Annotated in this window: 15 protein-coding genes, 1 tRNA gene and 2 pseudogenes; 13 read left to right on the forward strand and 5 right to left on the reverse strand. The window is 63.6% G+C overall.

Features of this window, described 5'->3' with window-relative positions; translation table 11 throughout:
• Positions 1-2: 2 nt before the first annotated feature.
• Positions 3-98 (reverse strand) — tRNA-OTHER (locus tag ACX12D_RS37510).
• Between the two features lie 584 nt (positions 99-682).
• Between ACX12D_RS37510 and ACX12D_RS37515 the strand changes: the two are divergent.
• Both ACX12D_RS37515 and ACX12D_RS37520 read left to right on the forward strand, forming a co-directional pair.
• Positions 683-952, forward strand: a pseudogene (locus tag ACX12D_RS37515) (IS110 family transposase); the annotation flags it as partial.
• A 187-nt stretch (positions 953-1,139) separates the two neighbouring features.
• On the forward strand, positions 1,140-1,292 hold the full coding sequence (locus ACX12D_RS37520; protein ID WP_459376871.1) for a hypothetical protein: 153 nt from the start codon (positions 1,140-1,142) through the stop codon (positions 1,290-1,292).
• A 225-nt stretch (positions 1,293-1,517) separates the two neighbouring features.
• On the opposite strand, the gene ACX12D_RS37525 is transcribed toward ACX12D_RS37520, so the two are convergent.
• Genes ACX12D_RS37525 through ACX12D_RS37535 form a run of 3 tightly spaced genes read right to left on the reverse strand, consistent with a single transcriptional unit; the run spans position 1,518 to position 5,197 of the window.
• Complete coding sequence (locus ACX12D_RS37525) at positions 1,518-2,291, reverse strand: FAD/NAD(P)-binding protein (protein ID WP_459376872.1); 774 nt, start codon at positions 2,289-2,291, stop codon at positions 1,518-1,520.
• A gap of 18 nt (positions 2,292-2,309) precedes the next feature.
• A complete protein-coding gene (locus tag ACX12D_RS37530; RefSeq protein WP_459376873.1) occupies positions 2,310-3,752 on the reverse strand; it encodes an LLM class flavin-dependent oxidoreductase in 1,443 nt (480 codons plus the stop codon).
• Between the two features lie 41 nt (positions 3,753-3,793).
• On the reverse strand, positions 3,794-5,197 hold the full coding sequence (locus ACX12D_RS37535; protein ID WP_459376874.1) for an LLM class flavin-dependent oxidoreductase: 1,404 nt from the start codon (positions 5,195-5,197) through the stop codon (positions 3,794-3,796).
• 377 nt (positions 5,198-5,574) lie between these two features.
• Between ACX12D_RS37535 and ACX12D_RS37540 the strand changes: the two genes are divergently transcribed.
• The 9 genes from ACX12D_RS37540 to ACX12D_RS37580 all read left to right on the forward strand — a co-directional run bounded on the left by ACX12D_RS37540 (position 5,575) and on the right by ACX12D_RS37580 (position 16,361).
• Complete coding sequence (locus tag ACX12D_RS37540) at positions 5,575-6,798, forward strand: acyl-CoA dehydrogenase family protein (RefSeq protein ID WP_459376875.1); 1,224 nt, start codon at positions 5,575-5,577, stop codon at positions 6,796-6,798.
• Positions 6,795-8,384, forward strand: coding sequence for an FAD-dependent oxidoreductase (locus ACX12D_RS37545; RefSeq protein ID WP_459376876.1), 1,590 nt, complete (start codon positions 6,795-6,797; stop codon positions 8,382-8,384). Before ACX12D_RS37540 ends, ACX12D_RS37545 begins: the two co-directional genes overlap by 4 nt.
• Positions 8,381-9,919 carry an ABC transporter substrate-binding protein gene (locus ACX12D_RS37550; RefSeq protein WP_459376877.1) on the forward strand — a complete coding sequence of 513 codons (1,539 nt, stop codon included), beginning with the start codon at positions 8,381-8,383 and terminating at the stop codon, positions 9,917-9,919. Before ACX12D_RS37545 ends, ACX12D_RS37550 begins: the two co-directional genes overlap by 4 nt.
• 8 nt (positions 9,920-9,927) lie before the next feature.
• Positions 9,928-11,475, forward strand: a complete 1,548-nt coding sequence (locus ACX12D_RS37555) for an ABC transporter substrate-binding protein (RefSeq protein WP_459376878.1) — start codon at positions 9,928-9,930, stop codon at positions 11,473-11,475.
• A 15-nt stretch (positions 11,476-11,490) separates the two neighbouring features.
• A complete protein-coding gene (locus ACX12D_RS37560; RefSeq protein WP_459376879.1) occupies positions 11,491-12,408 on the forward strand; it encodes an ABC transporter permease in 918 nt (305 codons plus the stop codon).
• A 121-nt stretch (positions 12,409-12,529) separates the two neighbouring features.
• Entirely contained in the window at positions 12,530-13,321 is a 792-nt protein-coding gene (locus tag ACX12D_RS37565) for an ABC transporter permease (protein ID WP_459376880.1), read from the forward strand.
• Positions 13,322-13,333: 12 nt separating this feature from the next.
• A complete protein-coding gene (locus ACX12D_RS37570; protein WP_459376881.1) occupies positions 13,334-14,392 on the forward strand; it encodes an ABC transporter ATP-binding protein in 1,059 nt (352 codons plus the stop codon).
• Positions 14,389-15,348 carry an ABC transporter ATP-binding protein gene (locus tag ACX12D_RS37575; RefSeq protein ID WP_459376882.1) on the forward strand — a complete coding sequence of 320 codons (960 nt, stop codon included), beginning with the start codon at positions 14,389-14,391 and terminating at the stop codon, positions 15,346-15,348. Before ACX12D_RS37570 ends, ACX12D_RS37575 begins: the two co-directional genes overlap by 4 nt.
• A gap of 65 nt (positions 15,349-15,413) precedes the next feature.
• On the forward strand, positions 15,414-16,361 hold the full coding sequence (locus tag ACX12D_RS37580) for a TauD/TfdA dioxygenase family protein (RefSeq protein ID WP_459376883.1): 948 nt from the start codon (positions 15,414-15,416) through the stop codon (positions 16,359-16,361).
• Positions 16,362-16,395: 34 nt separating this feature from the next.
• Here the strand turns inward: ACX12D_RS37580 and ACX12D_RS37585 are convergent.
• Positions 16,396-16,995: pseudogene (locus tag ACX12D_RS37585) on the reverse strand (tyrosine-type recombinase/integrase); the annotation flags it as partial.
• Positions 16,996-17,207: 212 nt separating this feature from the next.
• On the opposite strand from ACX12D_RS37585, the gene ACX12D_RS37590 reads away from it, so the two are divergent.
• On the forward strand, positions 17,208-18,401 hold the full coding sequence (locus tag ACX12D_RS37590) for an ISL3 family transposase (RefSeq protein WP_459376884.1): 1,194 nt from the start codon (positions 17,208-17,210) through the stop codon (positions 18,399-18,401).
• Positions 18,391-18,723, forward strand: a complete 333-nt coding sequence (locus ACX12D_RS37595; RefSeq protein WP_459376885.1) for an enoyl-CoA hydratase-related protein — start codon at positions 18,391-18,393, stop codon at positions 18,721-18,723. The genes ACX12D_RS37590 and ACX12D_RS37595 overlap by 11 nt, the downstream gene beginning before the upstream one ends.
• The last annotated feature ends 229 nt before the right edge of the window (positions 18,724-18,952 follow it).

The raw sequence follows: 18,952 nt of genomic DNA on the forward strand, positions 1-18,952 counted from the left end.
GATGGCGGACGGCAGCGGGAGTCGAACCCACTTGAGAGCCGCTGTCGCCCGCAGCTTGGGTTGAAGTCCGACTGTACCACCGGATACGGATGCCTTCCTGTCGGATCCATTCAGGCGGGACGGGGATCCTTACCTGCTGTGGCGCGCCATGACCATTTGATGCGCTTTCGTGATGGTGAACAAATGCTCATCCCTGGCACGGAGTGGGAGCGCGACCGTCCCAAGTATCTCGGGCTGTTGGGCCTGCCAGCCACCGCTGATACCTTCATCGAACAGCTGATATGACTCTCCGTGTCAATCGCGATTGTTGCTGCGCAGCGGACGCAGTGCTCCCCTCCGGGACCGCATCCGATTAACCGGATCGAGGAATTGCGCCCTACAACTGGTAACCTTCTAGCGCGGCTGGGTCGGCATCGACCGTGGCGCCGACGTCGTCCTTGCCGGTTGCAGCCTCGGCGACCCGGCATTGAACCGATCGCGCATCATGTGGAACGGTGCTTGTCTGGAACGCGCACGTCGCAGCCACGCCCCGCTGGGGAGATCCCAGTTATCTGCGATTACGGCCGTGGCGGACTCGATTCGCGGATAGGCGGCGACGTCGCCACCGTTGCGAGGCCAGTGCGCGCGACAACGGACTACCGCCTCGGCGCTTCCCGAGCGTCGCAAAGAAAGCTCAGTGTATCGAAACGATGCAGCCGATGCGGCGGCGATCTGTGGGGCGGTGCCCTGCGCCAACATGCGCTTTGTACCGATCAAGGACGAACACCAGCAAGCCATCCTCTGCTTGCATCGCACCCGCCAGGGCTTTGTCGAGGAGTGCACCGCGTGCTACAACCGGCTCCGTGGGTGGCTAGCAGAATTTGACGTCGTCTTGCCACAGAAGCCCGACCGACGACGAAGAGAGATCGGGGCGCACCTGGAATCCCTACCGAGCTGGGCCAGCCGGTGCATCGACGGCGGGGATACCGTACAGTCGACCCAGTTCGGCTTGGTGATCGCGGTGAGTGCATCCTCGATTGGTTTCACATCGCCTTGCGGGTGCAGAACCTCGAACAGATGAACAAGGGCAGGCCGGCACACTGCGACGGTCCTAGCAACGCTGCCTTGATCAAAGCGCTGCATGGCGCCAAGTGGCACCTGTGGCACGGCTGCCCCAACCGGCGTTGCGCCGACTGGAAAGCCTGGGCTGCGATCTGGAAGCTGAGGCAAGCCCCGAGGAAGCCAAACTCCTTGGCAAGCTCGAGGAGTTCATTGCCTACCTCGAAAACAATCGGCACTTCATCGTGAACTAGGTGACCGCTATCGGCATGGGGAGCCCATTGCATCAGGTTTTGTCGAGTCAGCCGTCAACCAGGTGGTCAGCAAGCGATTCGTCAACGGCAGCAGATGGCGTGGCGGCCTCGGCACGCGCACAACCTGCTGCAAATCCGGACTACCGTGCTCAATAACCAACTACGGTCTTACGTTGAACGATGGTATCCCTCCATCGCCGGAGAACAAGGCCAATGCTTTGCCGCTTAATCGGCCCCCGGTTTGGCGCGGCCTCCATTAAGAGTCATCAAAAATTCACGATGACTGCGTAGCATCCGCGGATCGCAACGCCCGCGGAATCCGGCGTGTTCGGCCGAGATCAGGCCGTCAAGGGCGCTCAGGCCTGAGCCGAGATACACGATACGGTCATCACGCTCGACGCCGTCCCAGGCGCTCGGCGCCCACTGGTCGGCCACGTAGCGAGGCGATTGCAGGACGGCTTCGCTGACAGGGAAGGGCAGGTGGTCGGCGCGACGGTACATCAGCCCCGTGGCGAGCACGACCTTGTCCGCGAGCAGGCGCTGCCCGTTGGAGAGCGTCAGCGCATAGCCGGAGCCGGTGGCCTGCAGGCCGGTGGCGCGGGCCCGCACATGCTCGAGCGACACGCCAGGGCGCAGCTGGACCAGCGTGGCCGACCAGGTTTCCTGCAGGTAGACACCGTAGAGCCGGCGCGGCGGAAGACTGTCCGCGAGGGGAACGCCTTCGGGCGGCGCCCAGCCACCTGCCTGCGCCTGACGCGCGAGCCAGTCGGTGAAATGGGTCGGCTCCTCATCGAACAGGCTGATCGCCTTGCTCACTCCGTTGATAAGATGGTGATCCAGCGCGGTGCTGTAGGCCACGCCGAGACCCGGTGTGCCGGCGGGGTCGATGAGCTGGATATGCAGTGATACCGTCGACTGGCGCAACAGGCGCAAGGCTACGGCGATACCGGCAAAGCCGCCCCCGACAATGGCGATGCGGGGTACGGGATAGGTGCTCATGGGATAAAACAGGTGCGTTCAGAGAGCCACGGAGACCGCGGCGGGATCGGCAATGGCTTCAGCGGTGGCTGCGGTCGGTTCGGCGTTCCTCTGGCCCCACACGCGGTATTGCGCGGCAGCGTGGTCGTCGCCAACCCTGGCGCGGCCAGGGCCGTAGAGCTTTTCGCGCAGCGTGCCGGGCTGGTACGCCGTCTTGTAGACGCCGCGGCGCTGCAGTTCCGGAACCACGAGATCGACGAAGTCCGTATGTGAGTCCGGCATGATCGTGTAGCTGAGGTTGAACCCGTCCACGCCGGTTTCCTCGATCCATGCCTGCATCGCGTCGGCCACCTGTTCAGGCGATCCCACGATGACCGGGCCCTTGCCGCCAATGGCGTTGTGGCGCGCGAGTTCGCCGATCGTCCACGCCCGGTCGGGATCGCCGATCGTGAACCCTTCGATGGTCGATTGCATTGCCTCGCTTTTCTCATACGAGAACGGCTCGCCGATATCGCGGCCGGCAAGGTCGACGCCAGTCCAGCGCGAGAACAGCGCCAGCGCGCCTTCCAGGCTCACGTGCTGTTCGATGTCGGCGAGCTTGGCGCGGGCTTCTTCCTCGGTGCGGCCGACGATGACGGTCAGCAGCATGAAGAACAACACGGACGCGGGATCACGACCCTGTTCGGCGACGCGACGGCGTGTTTCGTCTACGGTATCGCGGATCACCTTCTTGCTCGGCGCGCTGATGAAGACGCACTCCGCATGGGTGGCCGCAAAATCCTTGCCTCGCCCCGAGGCACCGGCCTGGTAGAGCAGCGGGGTGCGTTGGGGCGACGGCTCGCTGTAGTGCACACCCTCCATCTGGAAATACTTGCCGTCGTGGTGGATGTCGTGGACCTTGTCCGGGTCGGCGAAGACCTGGGCTTCGCTGTCGCGCACCGCTGCATCGTCTTCCCAGCTTCCTTCCCAGAGCTTGTAAAGCAACTCCATGTATTCGTCGGCCACGTCATAGCGCTCGTCGTGCCCACGCGAATTGCCCAGTCCCACTGCCTTGGTGCCGGTGCTTCCGAAGCTGGTGACGATGTTCCATCCCACGCGGCCGTTGGTGAGGTGATCGAGCGTGGACATGCGCCGGGCGAACTGGTAAGGCGGCTCGTAGGTCGTGCTGCTCGTGACCGCAAGACCCAGATGCGTGGTGACTTGCGCCATGGCCGAGACCAGCAACAGCGGATCCAGCCGTGGAAACTGCAGCGCGCCGCGGATGGCCGGCGCATGGGAACCGCCGTAGACGCTGTAGGTGCTGATGCCGTCGGCCCAGAACAGCGCGTCGTACAGCCCTCGCTCTGCGATCCGGGCCAGTTCCGTCCAGTAGGACAGCGTGTTGTACTGCAGGGATTTGTCGCGCGGATGCTTCCAGAGACCCGGCGAGAGATGGCTCGGGGCAAAGGTGACAAAGGCGTTGATGCGAATTTCTTTTGGCACGGTACGTTGCCTTGCTAAAGTTGAGGGAGCGTCGGCCAGGGTCATGCCACCGGCAGTGCGGAGACCGCTGGCTGATGGCCATGACGTGCCTGCGCAGCCGGATGCGATGCCGGCAGACGGGCGAGTCCTTCGCCGTAGAGCTTTTCCCGGAGCGTGCCGGGCGCGTAGTCGCGCTTGTAGACGCCGCGGCGCTGCAACTCGGGCACCACTAGGTCGACAAAGTCCTGGAAGCTTTCGTGGGCGACGGCGTAGCCGAGGTTGAATCCGTCGATGCCTGTCTCGTCCACCCACGCCTGCATCTGATCCGCGATGGTGGCGGGGGAGCCCACCAGCAGACTGGCGCTGCCCCCGCCGATGGCCACGCGTTCGAGGATCTCGCGGAACGTCCAGACCCGGTCAGGGTCAGCACGCGTGTAGTTGTTGATGACCGACTGCATGTGGTTCGATTCGACGTACTCGATCGGGTCGTCAAGGCTGTATTTCGAGAGGTCGATCCCCGCCCAGCGCGAGAACAGGGCCGCCGCGCCTTCGGTGGATGCGTACTGCAGGTAGTCCCGAAATTTCGCTTGTGCGAGCGTGTCCGTGGCGGCGGGAATCGCCGTGAGCGAAAGGAAGACCTTAATGCTATCGGCGGGCCGTCCGGCCTGCACGGCACGCTGGCGCAGGTCGTCCACGGCATCCTTCACAACCTTCTTGCTGGGTGCGGAAATAAACACACATTCGGCATGCCGGGCGGCGAACGCCTTGCCGCGCGCCGAGGTGCCGGCCTGGAACAGCAGCGGTGTGCGCTGCGGCGATGGCTCGCAGATGTGAATGCCTTCGCTCCGAAAGAACTCGCCTTCGTGATTCACGGTGTGGATGCGCGCGGGATCGGCAAATATGCCCTGTTCCTTGTCACGCAACACGGCGTCATCCTCCCAGCTGCCTTCCCAATACTGGTAGACCAGCGACATGTATTCGTCGGCCACGTCGTAGCGGTCGTCATGGGCGCGGGCCGCCTGGCCGTTGAGCGCCTTGGTGCCGCTGTCGCCAAAACTGGTGACGATGTTCCAGCCCACGCGCCCATCCGTGACATGGTCCAGGGTGCTCATGCGGCGTGCGAAGAGGTACGGGGGCTCGTAGGAGACGCTGCTCGTGATGCCGAAGCCGACATGCTTTGTCACATGGGCCATGGCCGAGACGAGCAGGATGGGATCGAGCCGAGGAAACTGCACGGCATGGCGGATGGCGGTGTCCGGGCTGCCCTTGTACACATCGTAGAGGCTGATGCCGTCGGCCAGGAACACCGCGTCGAACTTTCCCTGCTCGCTAATGCGTGCGAGATCGGTCCAGTAGGAAAGCTGGTTGTACTGGAGCGAGCGGTCGCGAGGATGCCGCCACAACCCCATCGACAGATGGGACGGGGCAGCCAGCGCGAACGTGTTGAGTCGGATTTCCTTGGTCATGAGGCGGGAGTGAGGTCGATCGGGTCGGGCGCGCTAACGCCGGCCGGATGAGGAGTTGGCCAGGTAAGGCGGGGTGCTCGAGACCGTTCAAGGGTAATCAATACCGGCCGGCCGGCTAAGCACGAATTTGGCATATCGATACCGATTTCAGCATATGTTGGATATGCGAAATGAGTCGTTGCCGCACTTGTGGTGCCGGTCACACTATGTGTCTCGCTGACCGGCTCCCAATCGAGCGCTGCTTCGCTGGGGCGGCCTGGACCGTCATGTAATCACATAGTTGTCCGTCGTGTCACATGCAAACAGGTGGCGGCCTCGGCCCGCCCGCGCATCAGGACCGTTGCGCGGGCAATGCATTGAAGAGGAATGCTCCCACCATGTCCGCAGTACTCGAAATCGATGCCGTCTCTTCGCATGAACAGGATGTCGCGCCGCAACGTGCAACGCCAAATCAGGGCCGCCGAGACCTGACCACGCTGAGAAGGCTCGCGCAGGAACGTTTCGCACCGCGCGAAAGGGCTCTGCATGAGCGCGCGGCCCTTCCGCTCGAGAACCTGAAGGAACTGCACGAAGGTGGATGGTTGCGACTGACCTTGCCGGAGGCGCTGGGCGGCAGCAATAGCCACCTCGGTACGGACGATCCCGCTACCTATCTTCAGGCAATCCGCACGGTGGCACGCGTGTCGCCGGGCACCGCCCATTGCCTGCAGGTTCACAATCACGCGATCTGGACGGTGCTGGAGGCAGGCACACCGGAGCAGCACGACCTGTTCCTTCGGCCGTTGCAGAACCGGCTGTCCCTTTTCTCGTTCATGGGCAGCGAGGCCGGCTTGCAGCCCGGCGGGTCGGGGTTCCAGACCATCGCGACGGCGCAAGAAGGTGGCCTGCGCGTGGACGGCCGCAAGCAATATGCGACCAATGGCGTGGAACGCGGTTATGGCATCGTGTTCTCTTCGCTGGCGGGCATCGACGGCATGGCGGCGAACCACCAGATGGTGATCGTCGAACCGGGCATGCCGGGTGTATCGCAGGAGAACGGCTGGTACCAGCCCAGCGGCATGCGGGTGGCCGAAAGCCCGCGCATTTGCCTCGATCACGTGCGCATTCCCGCCACGCATGTACTCGGCAAACCAGGCGAGTATATTCGCGGCCGTTGGCAGGGGCGCTTTCATCTGGGGTTCGCCGCCAACTACCTCGGCACGGGCGAAGGCATCTTGAACTGGTCGCTCGCATGGCTGCGTCAGTTTCCAGAGCGAATTGCTGATCCCTTCGTCCAGGCGCATGTTGGGGAAGTCCAGGTGGCGCTGCAGGCCGCGGCGGCATCGCTGGATCACGCCATCGGCGTCTGGCGTAGTGGCGATGTCCTGAAGGCCGAACTGGCCTCGATGGCGGCAAAATCTTCGTGCGCCCAGGCGGCGACGCTGGCTGCGGAGAGGCTCGGCCGCCTGACTGGCTCCAGCGCGCTGTTCGATTCGCATCCGCTTGGACGGCTGATCCGCGACCTGCAGACGCACATCCTCCATGTGGGGCACGACCGCACACACCAGACCATCGGCGCGGCTGCACTGGGCCAGACGTTCGATTCCACGCGACAGCGATGAGCACGCGCAATCGGGCATGCGACGTGCTGGTCGTGGGCTATGGCGCGGCTGGCGCGGCCGCGGCGATCGAGGCGGCGGATGCCGGCGCGGACGTACTGCTGGTCGAGAAGACGGCATGGCCGGGCGGTTTGTCCGTGGTGTCGGCAGGCGGGGCACGCATGGCGTTTGACGCCGATGCGGCACTGGCCTATCTGCGTACCACCTGCGGAAACCGTACGCCTGACGATGTGCTGCAGGTACTTGCCGGTGGCATGCGCGACTTTCCAGCGTGGATGCAGTCATTGGCTGACGACGTCGGCGCGCGCCTGGTGATTCGCCCGGCGGCGGGCAACTACCCGTTCGAAGGATTTGATGCGCTGGGCTATGTTGAAGTGCAGGCGCTGCCCGCCGAACTCGAATTCGACTGCGCGATTCCCGAGAAGGTCCGCAATGTCTCACCGTCGGGGGCCCGGTTCTTCGGCTTGCTCCAGGCGCATGTGGAGCGCAGGCCGGTGTCCGTGCTGACGTCGACGCGCGTGGCGCGGCTCCTGCGCGACGGGAGTGACGATGGCGGCGTCGTGCGGGGCGCGGAACTGGAGGACGGGCAGGGCCGCATCATCGTGCGTGCTCGGCAAGGCGTGGTCCTTGCGTGCGGTGGCTTCGAGGCAAACGTGGAGATGCAGGACGCGTGGCTGGAGCCGGCCGTTGTGCTCAACGGGAGCTTCCTGGGCAATACCGGTGACGGTATCCGCATGGCCCAGGCGCTTGGTGCCGACCTCTGGCACATGTGGCATTTTCACGGTCCGTATGGATTCCGCCATCCCGATCCCACCTTCCCTTACGGCCTGTACCCGAAGAATTTCCCGATGTGGACGCCCGGGCATGCCGACGGCGGCCTGCCCGTGATGCCGTGGATCCTCGTGGACCAGCTCGGCCGACGCTTCGCGAACGAGTACGAGCCCTATCCCGGCGACACCGGCGTGAGGCACTTCTCCCACCTGGACGGCAACCACGGGCGCAATACGCGTTTGCCGGCGTGGATGGTGGTTGATGCCGACGGGTTCTCCATGTACAAGCTCGGCCGGCTCGTCGCACACGACGCCACGCTGGACTTCCAGTGGAGTGAGGACAACCGAAGGGAGCTGGACCTGGGCATTTTCCGTCAGGCCGACTCGCTGGCCGAGCTGGCGCAACAGGCCGGTGTACCCGAACAAGCGCTGGAGCACACGGTGCAACAGTGGAATACGGCTTGCGATGCCGGGCATGACGCGGACCATGGCCGGCGGTCGTCCACCATGCATCGCGTTGCGCGCGCGCCGTTTTACGCCGCCCAGGTGTGGCCGCTCGTGATCAACACCCAGGGCGGGCCCGTGCACGACGCCCATCAGCGCGTGCTGGATGTGGAAGACCGCGTCATTGAGGGACTGTATGCGGTCGGTGAGCTCGGCAGTGCGTTCGGCCACATCTACATGGCAGGCGGCAACCTGGCGGAATGCATTGTCGGCGGGCGCGTGGCAGCCCGGCACGCGGTGTCGCGCGGCCGTGCGGCACGCAACGATCCCGGCATGAACCCAATATCCAAACCAAGAGAGGAACCCGTTTCATGAAGGCAGTCTTCCAGATCACCGGCATCGTCGCTGCGGCGATGATGCTTGCCGCGGCGCAGGCCCACGCGTTGGGCGGCAAGCCCGCGGTCGACAAGCAGACGCTGGTGGTGGCTCTCGCCTCCGGGCCCGGCAGCCTTGATCCCCAGGTGGCGGCCAGCATCGATTCGGCCAAGTACGCCTGGAACGTGTTCGACACGCTCTATGGCTTCGATGTCAAAGGCAATCTCGAGCCGCGCCTGGCCACGGCATACAAGATCAGCGACGACGGCTTGGTCTTCACGTTCACCATCCGCAAGGGCGTGAAGTTCCACAACGGCGACAGCATGACGGCGCGCGACGTGAAGTACTCGCTTGACCGGATTCTGGACCCGTTGACGAAGAGCACGCGGCGCCCGTTCTTCGTCAACGTGGTGGAAAGCGTGCTGTCCCCGGACGACCGTACTGTGGTGATCCGCCTGCACAAGAAGGATGGCGCCTTCCTGAACAAGGTGGCCGGCTATCTCTATATCGTTCCCGAAGTGTATACGCGCGGCCTAGGCGCGCCCGAAGCGTTCGCGCGCCAGCCTGTCGGCACCGGTCCTTACCGGATCGTTTCCCACCAGATCGGGCAGTCCCTCGAATTGCAGCGCTTTGCGCAGTTCTGGGGCACCGCGCCGAAGGTCGACAAGATCGTTCTCCGCTTCGTTCCTGAAGCCAGCAGCCGTGTGAATGCACTTCTGGCCGGCGAGGTGGATCTGGCGGCCGAGATCGCGCCCACCGAGGTGGAGCGCCTGCAGGGTATTCCCGGGCTGCACGCGGTGTCGGTCCCGGGTGGCAGCCCCGTCTACGTCCGCATCTACGCGAACGATCCCAAGACGCCGCTCGGCAAGCCCCAGGTGCGCCTGGCATTGAACTACGCGATCGACAAGGAGGCGCTGATCAAGAGCGTGTACCGCGGCCGCGCGGCGCCGTTGCGTTCGCACATTCCCGACAGCTATCCGTCGGATCCGAACAAGGGCCTGCAGTCGTTCAAGTACGACCCTGTCCTGGCGCGCAAGCTTCTGTCGGAGGCAGGCTTTCCGCAGGGCTTCTCCACCAGCCTGATGTGCACCACGCCGACGTTCGAGCGCGCGTTCTGCGAGGCGATTGCCAGCTATTGGGCGCAGGTGGGCGTGAAGACGCAGATCCGCCTGATCGACTCCACGGCATCCAATCGGCTGAACAATACGCACCAGAGCGGTCCGTTGTTCCTGTCGCACTTCGGTAATGCTATTTACGACCCCATCCACGTGGTTGGGGGCTCCATGGCCAAGGACGGTACGTGGGCGGACTACGACAACCCGGCCGTGCAAGCGCTGATCGAGAAGGTGGACGGCGTCAACGATCCGAAACAGCGCACGGAGACCTTCAACCAGTTGCTCAAGCTGGCCCGCGATGACGGGGAGGCGGTGTTGATCGCCGAGCCGCAACTGAACTACGTGACCGATTCCGCCTTGCAGTGGCAGCCGCAGATTGCAGGCTGGAGTCTCAACTTCCGACAGGTAGCCTGGAAATGATGTTCGCCATGACCCGCAAGACTTTCGCTGGCGGCGCTTCGCCTGCCCTGGCCGTGGCGCTGACGCTGGGGTTCGCCTTTCCGGCGGTCGCCATCGATGGCAAACCGGCCGTCGACAAGCAGACCGTGGTGGCGGCCATCACGGCGCTGCCGGCCAACCTGGATCCGCTGATTCCACCCAGTATCGAATCGGCAAAGTACGCATGGAACGCATTCGATTCGCTGTACGGCTTCGATCGCCAGGGCAACCTCGAGCCACGACTGGCCACGGGATACGACATCGGCGGCGATGGACTGGTCTGGACGTTCAAGCTCCGCAAGGGTGTGAAGTTCCACAATGGCGACGATTTAACGGCGGAAGACGTGAAGTTTTCGATGGATCGTGTCCTGCAGCCGGAGACGAAGAGCACGCGCCGGCCATTCTTCGCGCCGGTGGTCGAATCCACCACGGTCAAGGACGCGCATACCGTGGTGTTCCGCCTGAAGAAGAAAGACGGGGCGTTCCTCAACAAGCTCGCGGGCTACCTGTACGTGGTGCCGCACAAGCTCGTGCAGTCGCTGCCCAATGCCGATGCGTTTGCCCAGGCACCGGTGGGCACGGGGCCGTGGAAGGTGGTGCGCAACCAGGTCGGGCGTGAGCTGGTGTTCGAGCGCTTCGACGGGTTCTGGGGCAAGAAGCCCGCGGTCTCACGATTGATCTACAAGGTGGTACCCGAGGCCAGCAGCCGCGCGAGCGCCTTGCTGGCCGGGGAAGTGGATCTCGCCACCGAGGTGGTGCCCACCGATCTCGAACGCCTTCAGTCCAACAAGGGGCTGGCGGCCGAGGTCGTGGACGGCGGTAGCCCGCTGCACATTCGCATCTACTCGAATGATCCGGCCACGCCGCTTTCCAAGAAGGAAGTGCGGCTGGCCATGAACTATGCGGTTGACAAGAAGGCCCTCATCGCCAGTGTCCTGCGCGGGCAGGCGGTGGAGCTGAATTCGCTGATTCCGTCCAGCTACCCGTACGGCAGCAATCCGACCCTGAAGCCATTCGAATTCGATGTCGCGAAGGCAAAGCAGCTGCTTGCCCAAGCGGGCTATGCCAAGGGCTTCGACACGAGCCTGACCTGCCCGAGCAACCAGCCGCGCGTGATTTGCGAAACGCTGGCCGCGTACTGGGGGCAGGTCGGCATCCGCACGCAGATCAAGGTTATCGATTCGGTGGCGTACAACCGCCTAAACAACACGCACCAGAGCGGGCCGCTGGTGGTGATGGGCTTCGGCAACGCGATCTACGACCCGATTCACGTGATCGGCGGCGCGGCGACGAAGGATGGCACGTGGTCGGACTACTCGAATCCCGACGTCGACCGGCTCGTCGCGCAGGTGGATGGGGAAGCGGAGAGGGCGAAGCGCGCTGCCATCTTCAGGCAGGTGCTGCAGATCACTCGCGATGACGGCCAGGCCGTGTTGCTGGCGGAGCCCAAGCTGATCTACGTCAAGGACCCGCAACTCGACTGGAAGCCGCAGGTGGCTGGCTGGAGCCTGAACTTCCGCGAAGCGGCGTGGAAGTGAGCGACCGGAATCGCCATGCTGAACTACATCCTCAAGCGGCTCGGGCAGTCCGCATTAACCGTGTTCCTGGTCATTGCGCTGATCTTTACCGTCGTGCGCGCCATTGGCGACCCGACGCACCTGATGCTTCCGCCGGAAGCCACCGAGGCGGACCGCGCCGTGCTGCGCGAGCAAATGGGGCTGGACCGGTCGCTGCCCGTGCAGTTTGCGTCGTTCGTCGTGGATCTCGCGCATGGCGATTTCGGAACCTCCTACCGCTTCGCAAGGCCGGCCTTGGGCGTGGTGGCGGAAGCCTTATTGCCTACGCTGATCTTGGCCGTGGCGGCGTTGGCCGTGGCGGTGCTCATCGGTTTGCCGCTAGGCATAGCGTCGGCGCTGTGGCCACACGGGGTAGTGGACCAGTTTGCAAAGATCTTCACGGGACTGGGCCAGGCGGCACCGCCTTTCTTCTTCAGCCTGATCTTCGTGATGGTGTTCTCGCTGCAATTCGGCTGGCTTCCGACTGGGGGATACGGCACACCGTCGCATCTCGTCTTGCCGATGTTCGCGCTCGGCTGGTATGCGGCGGCCGGTGTGGCGCGCCTGACGCTTTCTAGCATGACGACGGTGCTGCATTCCGAGTACGTGAAGTTCGCCCGCATCAAGGGCGTTCCCGAGCATGTGATCGTGCTGCGGCACGCACTCAGGAACGCCATTTTGCCGGTGATCACGTTTGTATCGCTGCAGTTCGGCGTATTGCTTGGTGGCGCCGTCTCGGTCGAGGTGGTGTTTGCCTGGCCAGGCGTGGGGCAGCTCATCCTCGATTCGATCAACAACCTCGACTACACGATCGTCCAGACTGCGGTGACCGTGGCCGCGATCGTGTTCGCGCTGGTCAACCTTGTGGTGGACCTGCTTTATGCCGTGATTGACCCGCGTATCCGCTATGCCTGAGATCGTAACTTCCAGTCCTCATATCGTGCCCCTTGCGATTCGCGAAGCGCCCGCGGAACCCGTCCTGTCCGAGGCGCCGCACAAGCGGTCGGGTCGCCGCGCAGCTCGCCTGCAGAAATGGGTGGCGCTCATCGTCGTCATCGTGGTGTGCGCCTGCGCTGTCTTCACCGAGTGGCTGGCGCCGTTTGATCCGGTTGCCATAGCGCTCTCCGATACGTTCTCGCCGCCGTCGGCCGCGCACTGGATGGGAACCGACCAGCTCGGCCGCGACATCCTTTCGCGTGCCATGTATGGGGCCCGAATCTCGCTGGCGATTGCCCTGGTCGTGGTCACGTTCGCCGGCGTGCTGGGAACCCTGCTGGGTGTGATTGCCGGCTATGTGGGCCGTGCGGTGGATGCCGTCATCATGCGCCTGACGGATATGCAGCTTGCCTTTCCGGCCGTGATCCTCGCGCTGGTGCTGGCGGGTGTCATCGGCGTCAACATGACCAACCTCGTGGTAGTGCTCACGCTGGCCAACTGGGCGCGCTTCGCGCGTGTCATACGCGGCGAAGTGCTTTCCCTCAAGACGCGGGAATTCGTATTGCTGGCGCGGCTGAGCGGTGCCGGCCCATGGTGGGTGATGCGCAGGCATATCGTGCCAAACATCGCTGGTACGTTCGTGGTGCTGGTCACGCTTGATATCGGCAGTGTGATCATTCTCGAAGCGACGCTGAGCTTCCTCGGGCTCGGCGTGCAGCCACCGATGGCGTCGTGGGGCTCGATGATCGCGGAGGGGCGCGGACAGCTGAGCAACGCGTGGTGGGTATGCGTGATGCCCGGCGCGGTGCTGATCGCTACGGTTCTCGGCACGAATCTGCTTGGGGACGTATTGCGCGAGAAGCTCAACCCCGTCCTTCCTGAAACCTGGTGAGGCGGCGACATCATGGATATTCTCCTGGAAACGCGTGACCTGACCACGCAGATCGTGACGCGCGGCGGCACCATCACCGCCGTCGATCACGTGAACCTCAAGGTCCGCAAGGGCAAGGTGCTGGCGCTTGTGGGCGAATCCGGGTCCGGCAAGAGCATGACGTGTTCGTCGATGCTCGGCCTGCTGCCGCCGAATGGCAAGGTGGTAAAGGGACAGGTGCTGTTCAAGGGGCAGGACCTGGTGAACATGCCGCCTCGCGACCTGCGCAAGATACGCGGCAAGCAGATCGGCATGGTGCTGCAGGACGCGATGACCGCGCTCAACCCGCTGTTGACCATCGGCGAGCAGGTTGGCGAGGTGTTCCGCTGGCACCACGGCGTCACCGACCGGAAGGAACTGCGGCGCCTGAGCATCCAGGCGCTCGAGGCCGTGAAGATTCCGGCGGCGGAAGAGAGGCTGGACAGCTATCCCTTCCAGTTCAGCGGCGGGATGCGCCAGCGTGTGTGTATCGCGATCAATATCGCCTGTTCGCCCGACCTGATCATCTGCGACGAACCGACCACCGCGCTGGATGTCACGGTCCAGATGCAGATACTGGGGCTGCTCAAGGAGCTCCAGGCCACGCGCTACATGACGATCGTGTTCATCACGCACGACCTGCAGCTCGCGTCGCAGTTTTGCGATGACGTGGCCATCATGTACGCCGGGCGCATCGTCGAACAGGGGCCGATTACTGAGGTGTTTGCGCACCCGGTGCATCCCTATACCGAAGGGCTCGTGCGCGCCATTCCGTCGCTCGACGATTGCGACGCGCCACTCAAGACCATTCCCGGCACGCCGCCGATCGCGCGCGACTGGCCGCAAGGCTGCCGTTTCGCGCCACGCTGCGCCGAGGCCGACGCGCGGTGCCGGAGCACCTACCCGAACTGGTTCGAGTGGGACGCTGGCCGCCGCAGGGTCGCATGCTGGCATGCCGTCCAGAGAGTGCATGGCGACGGAGCTGACGTCGCCGGCTACGAATCGATGCCGCAGACGGGTGAATATCACCCTCACAAGCAGAAGGTCGCATGACAGCCGCCACCGCATTCATTTCCGCAGCCAGGCTGCACAAGACCTATCGGGTGCGCAAGGGGCTGTTCGGCAAGAGCAAGACCCTGCACGCCGTGGCGGGGCTCGACTTCGATGTGCCGCCCGGCAGCACGTTTGGCCTGGTTGGGGAATCGGGCTCGGGGAAAAGCACGCTGGCGCGCCTGCTGCTTGCGGCCGAACCGGCAACGAGCGGCGAGTTGCACGTGGATGGCCGGCTGGTCTCCTCCGGCACGGTCGCCGAGCGAAAGGCTTTTCACAAGCTGGTCCAGCCCGTGTTGCAAGACCCCTACGCGTCGCTGAACCCGATGATGCGCATCGGGGAGATCGTCGCGGAGCCCATGCGAGTCCACGGCCTGCTCAAGGGGCCGGCGTTGCACGATCGCGTGGGGGCGTTGCTCGAGTCTGTCGGTCTGCTGCCGGAGATGGCGCAGCGCTACCCTAACGAACTCAGCGGCGGTCAGCGGCAGCGCGTGGCCATTGCGCGCGCACTGGGGCTGGAGCCTCGCGCGCTAGTACTCGACGAGCCCGTGTCGGCGCTCGATGTGTCCATCCAGGCGCAGATTTTGAACCTGCTCAAGGACATCCAGGCCCGGCGGGGGCTGACCTATGTCCTCATCTCGCACGACCTGGCTGTCGTAGCCTATATGAGCAACCGCATCGGCGTGCTGTACCTGGGCGAGTTCATGGAACTGGGCAGCCGCGACGACATCATCCGCAACCCAAAGCACCCCTACACGAGGGCGCTGCTGGCTTCGAGCGAGAGCCGGGTAGAGACGGGCGCATCCGTGGTGTCCGAGATTCCGTCACCGGTCGCCTTGCCGACCGGTTGCCGCTACCAGTCCCGCTGCCCGCACGCCTCGGTCCGTTGCCGGCAGGAGAAGCCAGAGCCGCGATCGGTCGGTGGCATGCACAGCGTGGCCTGCCATTTCGACCTGTGACGGCCTTTCCCACCATCCCCTCTATTCCCTCCATCCCCCAACATTTCCAGATAAGGAGACAGACCATGACCAAGACCCAACTTGAATATCCTGAAACCACGGTTCAGGTGTCTCCGTTGTCGGCGCATATCGGTGCCGAGATCCATGGCGTGGACCTGACCCGCCCGTTGAGTACCGAAGAGATCGCCGCCATTCGCGGCGCGCTGCTACGCTGGAAGGTTGTGTTCTTCCGGGACCAGGCACTGACGCATGCTTCCCAGATCGCGTTCGCTCGCCAGTTCGGTGAACTGACGGTCGGCCATCCGGTATTCGGCCATGTCGATGGTTATCCGGAGCTCTACTCGGTCGCAAAGAATCGCAAGGCAAACCGCTTCCAGGGTCAAAGCAACCAGCGGCCGTGGACCGGTTGGCACACCGATGTTACCGCAGCGGTCAACCCGCCGGCGGCGTCGATCCTGCGCGGCGTCACCATCCCGCCATACGGCGGCGACACCCAATGGACCAATCTTGTGGCCGCGTATCGGGCCTTGTCCGCGCCGATGCGCCAGTTTGTGGACGGCCTGCGCGGCGTGCATCGTTTCACGGCCCCGGCCGGCGCCCGCGCGACGCAGGAGTTCAACCAGCTCGTGAATCGTGCTTCGCTGGTCAGCGAACATCCGCTGGTGCGCGTGCATCCGGAAACCGGTGAGCGTGCGTTGTACGTCAGCCCGTCATTCCTCAAATCGCTGAAGGGATTCTCGCCGCGCGAAAGCCAGCAGCTCCTCGAGCTGCTCTTCGAGCATGTGGTGCGCCCCGAGTTCACGGTGCGTTTCAGGTGGCAGCCCGACAGCGTCGCGTTCTGGGATAACCGCGCAACGGCTCACCTCGCCCCGACAGACGTATTCGATCTCGACTTCGATCGTCAACTGCACCGGGTCACGCTGGTGGGCGATGTTCCGGTTGGCCCCGATGGTCTGCAATCCACCGCGATTGGCGGCGATCCGATGCTTGCGGCCCACCAATTGGCCAGTTGACGGCAAGCAACCCGGTGCCGGCCGGCCCTCTACCCGGCATCGCTTCGATGGTGTCCTTGACGGTCTGCCACATGGCGTGGCTGAGGTGGCGCGTGATGCGGGGCTTGGACTGGCCGCGCCGGCTGCGTGCCAGGGAGAGCGGATTGCCGGCGAGGTAGCCGGCGTCCACCAGCTAGGTGAACAGCGTATTGAGGATCACCATCGCATGCCGCGCGCTGGCCGGGGAGAGCGGGCCGGCGAACGGCCGCCAGTCGGGCGCGCCGCGCACGAGCTTCTTGCGCGATGCCATCACCCAGCGCCAGGCCGGTTGCGGATCGGCCAGGAAGCGCGCGTAGGCCAGCAGGTCCTCGTGCGTGAGCGAGGACAGTGGCTTGCCCAGCTGCAGCACCGCCCACAGGATCAGCCGCTCGACCTCGCGCCGGTAGGTTTGGAGGGTCGCCGCGCTGTCGGCATAGCGCGCGAGCCAGGCGGTGACGGCGGCCAGGTCGTCGGCCGCGGCGATCCGCGTGGCCGTGGCGGAGGCGCGGTTGCTGCCGGCCGCGCCGGACAGCGCCGGCGTGAGGCGCAGGCGCTCGAGCGGGGTGGGGAGCGGGGCGGCCGGGCTGTCGGGCGGCTGAATGGGGAGCAGTTCCATGAGCGGGTGGCGGCGGAGGCCGTCAGTGAAACTAATTTTGTTCCCGTCATGGACACGGAAAATATGGGCAACCAGAGGGTCGAGTAACAAAATTAGTTTAAAAAGTTGAAAGACAAATTGTTCCTTCAGCCGACAGTTAAACTAATATTGCCTCTTTTGAATTCCAAGTGGGTGGTATCGTGGCGGGTTTCAGGTAAAGAGCAACACGATCGATGCATAGCAAACTGTTTGAAGCAGCCCTTGGCGTAAGCGATCCGTGGTTCGTCCGGGAAGTCGACTTCAACGCGCAAACCAAGACGTTGACGATCCAGATTGAATTTGTCGCCGGCAGCCGCTTTTCCCACCCGGAGGTCGCCGGTGGGCACCGGGTTCACGACACGGTGACCAAACGCTATCGGCACCTGAACTTCTTCGAGCACGACTGCTATCTGGAAGTCCGCACGCCCCACGTGAAGCTTCCCGACGGCCGCGTGGCGTTGGTCGAGCCGGACTGGGCTGGCAAGCTCTCTGGCTTCACGTTGCTGTTTGAAGCCATGGTGGTGGCGCTTGCGCAGCAGATGCCGTTTTCTGCTGTAGCCAGAACGGTGGGTGAGTCGTGGCATCGCGTGTACGCTATCTGCGAGCGCTATGTCGACCTCGCGGTGGCCGAACTCGATCTGGCCGGCATGACTGCTGCCGCCGTTGATGAAACGTCCTACAGGCGCGGTCACAACTACCTGACGCTTGTCGCTGATACCGACGCGCGTAAGGTCGTGTTTGTGACCGAAGGCAAGGATGCTGGCACGGTTGGCAAGTTCGCTGAACATCTGCGCGAGCACAATGCTGTGCCCGAGCAGATCGGGGTGGTCAGTATCGACATGTCGCCAGCGTTCATCAAGGGCGTCAGCGAGCATTTGCCCAACGCGCGCATCACCTTCGACAAGTTCCATGTCGTGGCTCACGCTTCGGCAGCCGTGGACAAGACCCGGCGTATCGAACAGAAGACCGATCCAAGCCTCAAAGGCCTGCGCTGGACACTGCTCAAGGATCGCGACGCGTTGATCGCCAACGTCACGACCAAACGCACCGCCCGTGCCTGGCTGTATCGCGAGCAGTTGCGCGACATCCTTGAGCGCAAGCAGATCAACGTTGTTTCCGCAATGCTCGCGCAGTGGTGCACCAACGTCATGCGATCCAAGGTCGAGCCAATGAAGGAGGTCGCGCGCATGATCCGCAAGCATTTCGACGGCATCGTTGCATGGACTCAGACGCGCCAGACCAATGGCTTCCTGGAGGCGCTCAACGGCCTGTTCCAAGCCGCCAAGCGCAAGGCCCGCGGTTATGTGAGTTTCAAAACCATGCGCACCGTGGTCCTCCTGATCGCCGGAAAGCTCGACTTCTCCTCGATCAACCCGCATGCCGCATAACCCACTCATTGCTCAAAAGAGACCCTTTTCGGGCAGAGCAATCCAAGCGGAAGAAGCGAAGGAGCTCGGCATCGTCATGGAGGTTGTCGAAGAGGCCGCGCTTAGGGACCGCGCATTGGAACTTGCACGGAGTTTTGCAGCCAATCCTCCCCAGGCATTGCGCCTTACTAAGCGATTAATGAAGGCAGCAAAACGGATGGAAATCGTGGATTTCCTTGATTACTGCGCAATCTTTCAAGGTATGTGCCACAACACTGAAGACCATCTTGAAGCTGTCGCTTCCATGATCGAGAAACGAACTCCGCAATTCTGCGGCAGATGATGATTTGAATTCGACTGATAGAGGGCAAGCGCGTGGAGTGGGGAGAAAGTGGTGGTTCTTCTCTCTCGCTGAGGCGCGTCCCCCGCAGATGGTCAACACAACGGCTTCCTTCAGGATCTCGGTAGTTGCAGCTCGCTGATCTCCTTCATCGCTGCAGCCAATTGGCGAGGCTGGGACCACAGCTTCGCCAGCGCTCACAGCGGCCAGGCTTTCCTCCTGGTACTGCTTG

It is taken from the genome of Cupriavidus sp. PET2-C1 (genome assembly GCF_054515855.1).